Raw genomic sequence first — 11687 nt, forward strand, 5'->3', positions numbered from 1 at the left:
AACAATGGATCTGGTTGGCTAGTGCTGAGTAAGCGAAACATGCCAGATTTAAGCATGATGGCGTAAACCCCACGCCCGTTTTTGATTTTGAGGTAACAAGATGCAAGTTTCTGTTGAAACCACCCAGGGTTTAGAGCGCCGTATTAATATCACGGTTCCAGCCGCTGCAATCAGCACTGAAGTAGATAAAGAACTCCGCCAAATTGCAAAAAATCGTCGTATCGACGGTTTCCGTCCAGGCAAAGCACCTGTTGGCATGATCAAAAAAATGTTTGGTCTGTCGGTGCTGCAAGACGTCGCATCACGTCAGATGCAAAATCATTTTTACCAGGCAATCATTGCCAACAAACTGACGCCAGCTGGCGCTCCGACTTTTGCTCCAGGCCAACTGGCTGAAGGCAAAGATCTGGAATTCTCTGCCACTTTCGAAGTGTATCCAGAAGTTGCACTGAACGGTTTAAGCAAAGTTGAAGTCAACAAGCCAACCGTTGAAATTTCAGCGGACGACATGGCCAAAATGATTGAAACGCTGCGTAAGCAACACGCCACTTGGGCTGCTTCTGATAAAGCGTCTGCAGCAGGCGACCGCGTCAAGATGGACTTTGTTGGTTCAATCGACGGCGAAGAATTCGAAGGCGGCAAAGCTGAAGGTTTCAGCCTGGACTTAGGTCAAGGCCGGATGATCCCAGGTTTTGAAGATGGTATCATCGGCAAAAAAGCCGGCGAGCAATTCACCATCGACGTGACTTTCCCTGCTGAATACCACGCTGAAAACTTAAAAGGCAAAGCGGCACAGTTCGCTATCACGCTGCAGTCTGTTGAGACGCAAGTGCTGCCAGAAGTGAACGAAGAATTCGTAAAACTGTTTGGCTTAGCTGAAACAACAGTTGAAGCACTGCACGCAGAAGTACGTAAAAATATGGAACGCGAACTGAACCAAGCCATCAAAGGTAAGGTAAAAGAGCAAGTGATCAAAGGCTTACTGGCTAATCACGAGCTGGACGTACCACAAGCACTGATCGAAAGCGAAGTTGACGTATTACGTCGCCAGGCGCTGCAGCGTTTTGGTAACAACGTTGACGCGAAAAACCTGCCAGAACTGCCAGCGGCATTATTCGCTGATCAGGCACGTGACCGGGTGAAAGTAGGTCTGTTGTTAGGTGAAGTGATCAAAACCAACAACCTGCAAGTTGACGACAGCCGCGTGCAGGCTTTAATCGCCACTATCGCTTCAGCTTACGAAGATCCACAAGAAGTGGTGCAGTACTACAACAGCAACAAAGAGCTGTTACAGGGTATGCGCAACGTGGCTTTAGAAGAACAGGCGATTGACCTGGTACTGGCTCAGGCGAAAGTGACTGAGCAAGCTGCGAAGTTTGACGAAATTATGAATCCACAAGCTGCCAACTAACATTGACTTTGCTTAGTTAGACGGTTTTAATGGCTCGGGCAGCAGTGTTCGGGCCATTTTATTTTCTGCCGCATTTTTCCAGGGGATCCAGCTGATGGTGTTAAACCAAAATATGAATGAATTAGTGAATGCATTAGTACCGATCGTGATCGAGCAGACGGCTAAAGGTGAACGCTCTTTTGATATTTACTCGCGTTTACTAAAAGAGCGGGTGATTTTCCTGACCGGTCAGGTCGAAGATCACATGGCCAACTTAATCGTCGCGCAGTTACTGTTCCTGGAATCTGAAAATCCGGAAAAAGACATCTACATCTATATCAACTCGCCAGGTGGTTCTGTCACCGCCGGCCTCGCCATTTACGACACAATGCGCTATATCAAATGTGATATCGCAACTGTTTGTGTCGGACAAGCAGCCAGCATGGGCGCTTTCCTGTTATCGGGTGGTACCAAAGGCAAACGTTATTGTCTGCCTAACGCCCGGGTCATGATCCACCAGCCGTTAGGTGGTTTCCAGGGCCAGGCCACTGATTTTGAAATCCATGCCCGGGAAATTCTGACCATCAAAGAGAAATTAAACCGTTTGATGGCTGAGCACACCGGCAAAACTTACGAAGAGATTGTCAAAGGCACCGAGCGCGATAATTTTTTAAGTGCACAACAGGCCTTGGAATATGGTCTGGTCGACACCATCTTTGTTAAAAGCGAAGCAAAGTAACTTTTGACCGGTGTTATTCGGTAAGTGTTTAAAAAGCGCGTTGGGTAACCTGTTATACCCTATAGCATTGAAGTTGCAGGTAGGCGGCAACTGAGAGAATCTCCATGAGCATAGCTGTCTATGCGATTGGAGTGAACGAAGGCAGCCAACAACCCTGCAGCTTCAAGGATGACGGGGATAAGCGCTTAAATTTGAATTGGCGACGGTCGGAAGGAAACGACCCTTGCAACGTGAAAGAGGTAGTTCCATGTCTGATCACCGCACTGACGGCGACAAAAGCAGCAAACTGTTGTATTGCTCGTTTTGTGGCAAATCACAGCACGAAGTGCGTAAGTTGATCGCAGGTCCACAGGTGTATATTTGTGATGAATGCGTTGACCTGTGCAACGATATTATCCGTGAAGAAATTAAAGACATTTCGCCAAAGCGTGATGGTAATAAATTACCAACGCCGCGCGAAATCCGCACCCACCTGGATGACTATGTCATTGGCCAGGAACATGCGAAAAAAGTATTGGCCGTGGCCGTGTACAACCATTACAAACGGTTACGCACCAGCACGCACAAACAAGATGTTGAACTGGGTAAAAGTAATATTTTGCTGATTGGTCCTACCGGTAGTGGTAAAACGCTGCTCGCAGAAACTTTAGCCCGTTTACTGGATGTGCCATTCACTATGGCTGATGCGACGACGTTAACCGAAGCTGGTTATGTTGGTGAAGACGTTGAAAACATCATTCAGAAGCTACTGCAAAAGTGCGACTACGATGTCGAAAAAGCCCAACGTGGTATTGTCTACATCGATGAAATTGACAAAATTTCCCGTAAATCAGAAAACCCATCGATCACCCGTGACGTGTCAGGTGAAGGTGTGCAGCAAGCGCTGCTCAAACTGATTGAAGGCACTATTGCGTCTGTTCCGCCGCAAGGTGGCCGGAAACATCCGCAGCAGGAATTCCTGCAAGTGGATACCTCGAAAATTCTGTTTATCTGTGGTGGCGCTTTTGCTGGCCTGGATAAAATTATCGAGCAGCGCAGTGCAAAAGGCTCCAGCATCGGTTTTGGTGCTGAAGTGAAAAGCAAAGAATCAAATCGTTCGTTGACGGAAAGTTTCCGCGATGTTGAACCGGAAGATTTGGTGAAGTTCGGTTTAATTCCGGAATTTATCGGTCGGTTACCGGTGCTGGCCACTTTGACCGAGCTGGATTTAGCTGCTTTGATGCAAATTTTAAGTCAGCCGAAAAATGCGCTGGTGAAACAGTTTGCGGCTTTGTTCCAGATGGAAGATGTCGAGCTGGAGTTCCGCGAAGATGCACTCAAAGCCATCGCCCAAAAAGCGATGGAACGCAAAACCGGTGCCCGTGGTTTACGTTCGATCCTAGAAGGCGTGTTGCTTGATACCATGTACGAGCTACCATCGATGCAGGATGTCAGCAAAGTGGTGATTGATGAAACTGTTATTCGCGGTGAATCACAGCCCATCCTGATTTATGAAAATCCGGAAAAAGCGGTGGCCGAATCGCACTAAACCCAATAAAAAGGAGCTACGGCTCCTTTTTTGATCGTCTTGCTAATGAACAAAAACAGCCGAGATGCCGTATCCCCTGGTGGAAGTGGTTTCAGCACGAAAAACTGTGCCGCAAAGTGACATTCCAAATAGAAATGCCTAAGTGGTTAACAGAGCCCAATGTTTTGCCAGCATTTTTTCAGCAGGTGCATTGAAGTGACAGATCCTGACCCCATATACTCAGATAATCACGCCTGCAGTAACTAATTCGAGAGAAATTGAATGACAGAAGCAACAGTCGAACGTTTGCATATGCCGGTTCTGGCATTACGCGATGTTGTCGTCTATCCCCACATGGTAATCCCATTGTTTGTCGGGCGGGCGAAATCTATTAAATGCCTTGATGCCGCGATGGACAACGAGAAACAAATTTTCTTAGTCGCGCAAAAAGACGCCACGCTGGACGATCCGGCCGAAGCCGATTTGTACCGGGTCGGTACTGTCGCCACTATTCTGCAGTTGCTGAAGCTGCCTGACGGCACCGTAAAAGTGCTGGTAGAAGGTGGTCGTCGCGCCAAGCTGGTCAACTTTACTGAAACTGACGAGCTGTTTATGGCCAATGTCGAAGTGGTGACTTCGCCAGAGATGGACAGTCGCGAGCAGGAAGTGTTCCTGCGCTCGGCGGTCGGTCAGTTTGAAGGTTACATCAAGCTTAACAAAAAAATTCCGCCGGAAGTTCTGACAGCACTTTCTGGTATCGATGATGCTGCGCGTCTGGCCGATACCATGGCTGCGCACATGCCGCTGAAAATTGATGACAAGCAAAAAGTGCTGGAAATCATCGATGTCACCGAGCGCCTTGAATTCCTGATGGCAATGATGGAAAGCGAAATCGACATCCTGCAGGTTGAGCGTCGTATTCGTGGTCGTGTCAAAAAGCAGATGGAAAAAAGCCAGCGTGAGTATTATCTCAATGAGCAGATGAAAGCCATTCAGCGCGAGCTGGGTGAATTGGACGACGCGCCGGACGAATTTGAAGCCATCAATCGCAAAATTGAAGCTGCCCAAATGCCGGAAGAAGCCAAAACCAAAGCTTCGGCTGAGCTGAGCAAATTGAAAATGATGTCACCAATGTCCGCAGAAGCGACTGTGGTGCGCTCTTACATCGACTGGCTGACCCAGGTGCCCTGGAAACAACGCTCCAAGGTGAAGAAAAACCTAGCGCTGGCTGAGGAAATCCTGAATAGCGACCATTATGGCCTCGATAAAGTCAAAGAGCGGATCCTTGAGTATCTTGCGGTGCAACAGCGCGTCAATAAACTCAAAGGCCCGATTTTGTGTTTAGTGGGACCTCCTGGTGTTGGTAAAACATCGTTAGGGCAATCGGTTGCCAAAGCGACCGGCCGTAAATATGTGCGGATGGCGTTAGGTGGCGTGCGCGATGAAGCGGAAATTCGTGGTCATCGCCGGACCTACATCGGTTCGATGCCGGGTAAAATCATCCAGAAAATGGCTAAAGTTGGCGTGCGTAACCCGCTGTTTTTACTTGATGAAATCGACAAGATGGCCTCGGATTTTCGCGGCGATCCGGCAGCAGCTTTGTTAGAAGTACTGGATCCGGAGCAGAATTCAGCTTTTAGCGATCATTATCTGGAAGTTGATTACGACTTATCGGACGTGATGTTTTTCGCCACCAGTAACAGTCTGAATATTCCGGATGCATTGTTAGACCGGATGGAAGTGATTCGGCTTGCTGGTTACACCGAAGATGAAAAACTTAATATCGCCAAACAACATTTGATCAATAAACAAATTGAACGTAATGGTTTGAAAAAAGGCGAAATTAGTATCGAAGACAGCGCCATCGTTGGCATTATCCGCTACTACACCCGGGAAGCCGGGGTGCGCAGTTTAGAGCGTGAAATTTCCAAACTTTGCCGTAAAGCCGTGAAGAAAATTCTACTCGATACCAAATTAAAAACGGTGTTGATTAACCAGACGAATCTGGAAGAATTCCTGGGCGTGCAACGTTTTGACTACGGCAAAGCGGAAGACAGCAATCGCATCGGTCAGGTGACTGGCTTGGCCTGGACTTCAGTTGGCGGTGATTTACTGACGATTGAAGCCGCTGCTGTGGTTGGTAAAGGTAAGTTGACGCATACCGGTTCGCTCGGTGACGTGATGAAAGAGTCGATTCAGGCCGCAATGACCGTGGTTCGAAGCCGTGCTGAAACGCTACGCATCAATGAAGATTTCTACGAAAAACGTGATATCCACATTCACGTACCGGAAGGCGCGACGCCAAAAGACGGCCCAAGCGCAGGTATTGCGATGGTCACGGCCTTAGTGTCTGCTTTAACCGGCAATCCGGTGCGCGCTGACGTGGCGATGACCGGCGAAATCACCTTACGTGGTGAAGTATTACCCATCGGTGGCCTGAAAGAAAAATTACTGGCAGCTCATCGTGGTGGCATCAAACGGGTGTTAATCCCGCATGATAACGTCCGTGATTTAAAAGACATTCCGGATAACGTCAAAGGGGACATCGAAATTTGTCCGGTGCAGTGGATAGATCAAGTGCTTGAATTCGCGCTGCAAGAGCCGCCGACTGGTATGTCTGTGGTAAATGTGGAAAAAAGCAGCGTAAAAGCGAAAAAAACCCAAAAAAATGTGGTTTAGGGGCTTTTCAATTGCGCAGGCTGTGCTAATTTAGGGGCAGTTTCGTTGCAGCCCTTGTGCGACAAGGGCTAGCGAGACGCAAGGAAATTTCAAAGTCCATTGTATTTGTGCTTGCAAGCGTTTCGGATGCTTGATATAACAATGCCGACATTACAAAAATGTACTTACAATTTGGTTGTAGAAAATAATAACAATTGAAGGGGATGATATTGTGAACAAGTCTCAACTTATCGACAAAATTGCTGCTGGTGCAGACATTTCTAAAGCGGCAGCGGGTCGTTCTCTTGACGCGTTCATCGAAGCCGTTACTGAAGCTTTAAAAGAAGGTGATTCAGTTGCACTGGTTGGTTTTGGCACTTTCGCAGTACGTGAGCGCGCAGCCCGTACTGGCCGTAACCCACAAACTGGTGAAACTATCCAAATCGCTTCTGCGAAGATCCCTTCGTTCAAGCCAGGTAAAGCGTTAAAAGACAGCGTAAACTAAACTTGCAAACTGTGCCGGCGCGCTGGTGCAGTCGCAAAGCTTAAAAAGAATTCTGATTGGCCTCTGTCAATCAACACCGTTGCCACAGTTCTACTGAGCAGCGGGTAGCAAGAGTTCCGTTACAGCTTCTATAAGAAAGGCGCATCTGTTAAGATGCGCTTTTTTTTTAAGCCAGCATTTTGCCGTTACAAGAGATGAAGCAAGCATGTTAGAAAAGATCAGAGAAGGTACAAAAGGGATAGTCGCTCAGGTCATTCTGGGCCTGGTGATCCTGACATTCGCCGTATCAGGCGTTAGCAGTTACTTTGGCAACAACAGCGAACAAGCGGTTGCCGTGGTCAATGGTGAAGAAATCAGCCGGACCAAGTTTGAAGAAGATCTTCAGACCGAACGAGCCCGGATGGAACAACAGTTTGGCGAGATGTTTGCCACTCTGGCCGCTGATCCTCAATATATGAACAACTTCCGCAATTCAGTGCTGGAGCGTTTAATCGGTGAGAAGCTGATTAAACAACAAAGCGAAGCACTGGGTCTGCAAATCAGCGATGAATTGCTGCTCAAAACAATTACCCAAATGCAGGAATTCCAGTTAGACGGTACTTTTAATAACGACCGTTACCTGGCGTTGTTGCGTCAAAACAATCTGACCCCGAATCAATTCCGCGACCTGCTGCGTGAGCAGTTTGTCCGCAACCAGTTTGTCGTCGGGGTTGGCGGTTCAGAATTCGCCCTGCCGGGTGAAATGCGCAATTTAATGTCGCTACAACAACAAAACCGCGATATCGAATATGCAGTGTTAAAAGCGGCCGATTTTGCAGGCACCGTTGAAGTCACTGACGCGAAACTGGCAGAGCATTATCAGTTAAACCAAAACAGCTATGCCACGCCAGAACAGGTGTCATTGCAGTATGTTGAGCTGAAAGGAACTGACTTAGCCAACTCGATTAAAGTTACTGATGCCGATGTTGAAGCTTATTATCAAGCGCAATCTGCCCGTTATTCTACTGAAGAGCGTCGCCGTGTATCACACATCCTGTTGGAGTCAGCAGAAGAAGATAAAGCTGTGGCGGCCAAAGCTGAAGAACTGTTAAAGCAGTTACAGCAAGGCGCCGATTTTGCAGCACTGGCCAAACAACATTCAGCGGATACTGTTTCTGCAGAAAATGGTGGTGATTTAGATTTCATCACTAAAGATGTGATGGAACCGGAATTTGAAAAAGCGGTTTATGCGCTGGCAAAAGCGGGTGACTTATCTGCGGTGGTGAAAACCTCTTTTGGTTATCATCTGATTAAACTGACCGAAATTGAAGCCGGCACTGTGAAGCCGCTGGCTGAAGTGCGTGCAGCTATCACCGCTGAAGTACAGCAGGAAAAGGCAGCTGAGCAGTTTGCAGATCTGCAGCAGAAGCTGGCAGAAGTAAGCTTTGAAATCGCTGACAACCTGGAAGAAGCTGCGACTGCAGTCAACGGCACCGTAAAAGAACTGCCACTGTTTTCTCGCGAATCTGCCGCTGCACCATTTGCGCTGCCAAAGTTCCTTGATACGGTGTTCAGCCCGGAATTTATCAGTGCAGGTACCAACAGCGACTTGATCGAGCTGGCACCACAACATGTGGTTGTTGCCCGGTTAGTTGAGCATTTACCAGAAAAAGTGAAAACTCTGGAAGAAGTGAAAGCTCAGGTGCAGGCTGCCGTGGTGGCCAAAGAGAGTAATGCACTGGCGACGGCAAAAGTAGAAGCCTTGTTAGCGCAATTTAATGAAGGGAAAGATATCCGCGAGTTAGTTGTCGCTGAAAAACTGACGTTGCAAACAGCAGCTGCGACACCACGCTTTGGTGGAACGCTGGATGCTGAAATCAGAACCAAGGCCTTTGAACTCGCAAAACCAGTACCAACCAAACCAATCTCTGCCGGCACTGCGGTACTGGCGTCTGGTGACGTTTCCCTGGTGTTAGTGACTAAAGTGACCGAAGTGCCTTCTACTGCTGAGCCAGCTGCCGCTGAATTAGCGCAGTTCGCGCAGCAAATGGGTCAGCAACACTTTGCTGCCGTGCAAGAAGCATTAAAGCAACAGGCTGAAATTGTTCGGAATTTACCGGCAATGACCAGTCAGGATCTTTAATTCTGAATTTTGATAAGCAATAAACTGCATAAAAAACCCCGCCAAGTTGCGGGGTTTTGTTTTTATAGTAGCTGCAAAAGCAACTGAATGATCTCGCTGCCGCTGTGGCGTCGTAGTTTAATACTCAATACTTTTCATCAGCTTCCGGCTGTATTCATGCTGTGGGTTCTCGAAAACAGCGCTGGTGTCGCCATAGTCGAGACTAATACCTTTGTGTAACACCAAGGTTTGGTCGGCAATATGGCGCACCAGTCGCAATTGATTGGTGATCAGTAAATAGGCCAGGCCGGTTTTTTGTTGCAGCTCCAGCAGCAAATTGACGATTTGCGCCCGTAACGATGGGTCAAGTGCCGTTAACGCTTCATCCAAAATGAGAATTTTCGGATCCAGAATTAACGCCCGGGCCAACGCTACCCGTTGTAACTGACCGCCAGAAAACATATGCGGATAATAATTACCGTGTTCGTTGAGTAAACCCAGTAGCTTCAGTGTGTCAGCAATTTTTCGTTCCCGTTGCTCGAAACTCAATACCGTGCTGTAACGCAACACATCGTGCAGAATGTTGGCAATTTTTTGGTTGGGGTCGAGCGAGCGTGCCGCATCCTGAAAGATATAGCGGATCAGATGATTGGTTTTTTGATAATCAGCGCAGTTCAGCTGTTGCCCGGCCAATAAAATCTCGCCACTGTCTGGCTGTTCGATGCCCACCAGTAATTTCGCCAGCGTGCTTTTACCCGAGCCGGTTTCGCCAACGATGGCGAGCGTCTGACCCGCTGCCAGGCTGAAGCTGACATTGGACAACGCCAGCACAGTATGACGACTAAACATGCCACGGGCTTTTTGATAGCTTTTGCTCAGGCCTCTGACTTCAATCAGATTACTCATTGGTTTTCCCCGACAATGGAAAATGGCAGCTGAAGTAATGGTTTTGCTGACGCTCGAACAGTGGCGTTTTAACACATTCTTTGCGGGCGTTGGGGCAACGTGGCCCAAGCCGGCAACCAATGGGTAAATGTTGCAGGGTCGGAATACTGCCATGCAGAGCATACAGTTGCTGTTTAAAACCAAGATCAGGCTGAAATTCCGGTACGCTTTTAATCAGCGCATGGGTGTACGGATGTAGGGGGTGTTTTAACAAGGTTGCGGTATCGCCCGCTTCGACCAGCTGACCACAATACAATACACTTAAAGTGTCAGTGTTGCGGGCTACGGTCTCCAATTCATGGCTAATCAATAAGATAGAGGTGCCTTTTAGCTGATTAAAGCTGGCCAGCAAGCGGAATAGTTGTGCTTGGGTGGTACTTTCCAGCGCTGTGGTCGGTTCGTCGGCAATCAGCAACTTCGGGCTTTTGGCAATGGCCATCGCAATCATGATTTTCTGGCAAACGCCTTCTGACAGCTGATAGGGATAGCTGTTCAGGACGGCCGCATGATCACGGATCCCGACTTTGTGTAACAGCGCAATGGCGCGTTTTTTCCGATAATAACCGCGTTGCCACCAGGACCCTTCCAATAGATGGTCTGGGATTGCTTCGGCAAGTTGTTCACCAATCGGCGACGTTGGATCCATGCTGCGACTCGGTTCCTGATAAATCATCGCGATGTCGCGGCTGATGATCCGCCGTTGCTCATGATAGGGCAGGCGCAGTAAATCCTGACCACACCAGTTAAAGCGGTCGGCCGACACTTTCCAGCGTTCGTGTAATACGCCCATAATGGCTTTGGCGATTAAGCTTTTACCAGAGCCTGATTCGCCAACCAGACCACGTACTTCGCCTTCTTTCAGGCTCAGATTCACCCGGTCTACAGCGCGGATCATGCCGTCAGGGGTGCTTAACTCCAGTGTAAGATTGCGAATATCCAATAACTGCATCAGTTTTCCCGCCGTTTTTTCATCGCAACCCGAATGCCGTCACCAACCAGATTCACCGCCAGCACTGTGATAAAAATCATCAAGCCAGGCAGGGCGACAGTCCAGGGCGCCAGATAAATTGAATCGAGTGAATCGGCAATCATGCTGCCCCATTCCGCCGTCGGTGACTGGGCGCCAATGCTCAAAAAACCAAGCGCTGCAACATCCAGTACCGCGGTCGATAATGCCATGGTAAACATCAGCACCAGTTGCTCCCAGATATTCGGAAAAATCACAAACAACAGCAATTGCCGTTGGCTGGCACCGTCGAGGCGATAGGCCGTGACGTAATCTTGTTTCAGCTGTTGCTGAATGGCGTTGCGCACACCATGCACAAACTGCGGCAATAGGGCCAGCATGATGGCCCAGATGGTATTCAGCAACCCTGGACCCAGCACTGCCACGATCACAATCGCCAGCAACAAGGAGGGGATAGTTAACGCCAAATCCAGTAAGTGATTAAATACGCTGGATTTTACGCCTTTACTCATCCCAGAAAGTGCGCCCAGAATCACGCCGACAATCAATGAACCTAACACAGCCAAAATCGCCAGACCAAAGGTGTAGCTGGTTCCGAGCATTAAACGTGACATCAAATCACGCCCTAAATCGTCGGTGCCCAATGGATAGGATACCAACCCAGAATTCTGCCAGGACGGTGGCACCAGCAACAGCTGAGAATTCTGTAAATATGGGTCGTGTGGTGTCAGAAATGGTGTTAATAACGCCAATAACAGCAGTAATAACAAGGTGATAAAACCAAAAAAAGCAAAATGCTGCTGCGTGAAATGTTTCCATAGCAGGGCAAACGGGCCTTTATTGTATTCTTCGTAATAGAGCCGGAGTTTTTTCAT

General features: G+C 48.4%; 8 protein-coding genes and 1 pseudogene. 6 read left to right on the forward strand and 3 right to left on the reverse strand.

Annotation, left to right across the window (positions count from 1 at the left end):
* The first annotated feature begins 100 nt into the window (after window positions 1-100).
* The 6 genes and pseudogenes from tig to EOE67_RS11235 all read left to right on the forward strand — a co-directional run bounded on the left by tig (window position 101) and on the right by EOE67_RS11235 (window position 8921).
* Window positions 101-1411 (forward strand): trigger factor, encoded by a 1311-nt coding sequence (tig, locus tag EOE67_RS11210; protein ID WP_127699173.1) that lies wholly within the window; start codon window positions 101-103, stop codon window positions 1409-1411.
* Window positions 1412-1505: 94 nt separating this feature from the next.
* A complete protein-coding gene (clpP, locus tag EOE67_RS11215; RefSeq protein ID WP_206099572.1) occupies window positions 1506-2129 on the forward strand; it encodes an ATP-dependent Clp endopeptidase proteolytic subunit ClpP in 624 nt (207 codons plus the stop codon).
* 247 nt (window positions 2130-2376) lie between these two features.
* Window positions 2377-3657: an ATP-dependent protease ATP-binding subunit ClpX gene (gene clpX, locus EOE67_RS11220; protein ID WP_068066250.1), complete on the forward strand. Its 1281-nt coding sequence runs from the start codon at window positions 2377-2379 to the stop codon at window positions 3655-3657.
* 261 nt (window positions 3658-3918) lie between these two features.
* A pseudogene (lon, locus tag EOE67_RS11225) lies at window positions 3919-6244 on the forward strand (endopeptidase La); the annotation flags it as partial.
* A 282-nt stretch (window positions 6245-6526) separates the two neighbouring features.
* Window positions 6527-6799 carry a nucleoid-associated protein HU-beta gene (gene hupB, locus EOE67_RS11230; RefSeq protein WP_031565609.1) on the forward strand — a complete coding sequence of 91 codons (273 nt, stop codon included), beginning with the start codon at window positions 6527-6529 and terminating at the stop codon, window positions 6797-6799.
* Window positions 6800-7004: 205 nt separating this feature from the next.
* Window positions 7005-8921: a SurA N-terminal domain-containing protein gene (locus EOE67_RS11235; protein WP_127699175.1), complete on the forward strand. Its 1917-nt coding sequence runs from the start codon at window positions 7005-7007 to the stop codon at window positions 8919-8921.
* 117 nt (window positions 8922-9038) lie between these two features.
* Here EOE67_RS11235 and EOE67_RS11240 read toward each other — a convergent pair whose 3' ends face one another.
* From EOE67_RS11240 to EOE67_RS11250, 3 genes are read right to left on the reverse strand one after another with little or no spacing between them, the layout of a single operon-like run.
* Window positions 9039-9806 (reverse strand): ATP-binding cassette domain-containing protein, encoded by a 768-nt coding sequence (locus EOE67_RS11240; RefSeq protein ID WP_127699176.1) that lies wholly within the window; start codon window positions 9804-9806, stop codon window positions 9039-9041.
* The gene (locus EOE67_RS11245) at window positions 9799-10794 is read right to left on the reverse strand and encodes a peptide ABC transporter ATP-binding protein (protein WP_127699177.1); all 996 of its coding nucleotides are present in this window, start codon (window positions 10792-10794) and stop codon (window positions 9799-9801) included. The genes EOE67_RS11240 and EOE67_RS11245 overlap by 8 nt, the downstream gene beginning before the upstream one ends.
* Window positions 10794-11687 carry an ABC transporter permease subunit gene (locus tag EOE67_RS11250; protein WP_127699178.1) on the reverse strand — a complete coding sequence of 298 codons (894 nt, stop codon included), beginning with the start codon at window positions 11685-11687 and terminating at the stop codon, window positions 10794-10796. The genes EOE67_RS11245 and EOE67_RS11250 overlap by 1 nt, the downstream gene beginning before the upstream one ends.

Source organism: Rheinheimera riviphila (assembly GCF_004005945.1).
GTDB lineage: Bacteria > Pseudomonadota > Gammaproteobacteria > Enterobacterales > Alteromonadaceae > Pararheinheimera > Pararheinheimera riviphila.

Coding starts and splice junctions, on each gene's coding strand:
- tig (WP_127699173.1), top strand. CDS start 101: ATGCAAGTTTCTGTTGAAACCACCCAGGGTTTAGAGCGCCGTATTAAT.
- clpP (WP_206099572.1), top strand. CDS start 1,506: ATGGTGTTAAACCAAAATATGAATGAATTAGTGAATGCATTAGTACCG.
- clpX (WP_068066250.1), top strand. CDS start 2,377: ATGTCTGATCACCGCACTGACGGCGACAAAAGCAGCAAACTGTTGTAT.
- EOE67_RS11235 (WP_127699175.1), top strand. CDS start 7,005: ATGTTAGAAAAGATCAGAGAAGGTACAAAAGGGATAGTCGCTCAGGTC.
- EOE67_RS11240 (WP_127699176.1), bottom strand. CDS start 9,806: ATGAGTAATCTGATTGAAGTCAGAGGCCTGAGCAAAAGCTATCAAAAA.
- EOE67_RS11245 (WP_127699177.1), bottom strand. CDS start 10,794: ATGCAGTTATTGGATATTCGCAATCTTACACTGGAGTTAAGCACCCCT.
- EOE67_RS11250 (WP_127699178.1), bottom strand. CDS start 11,687: ATGAAAAAACTCCGGCTCTATTACGAAGAATACAATAAAGGCCCGTTT.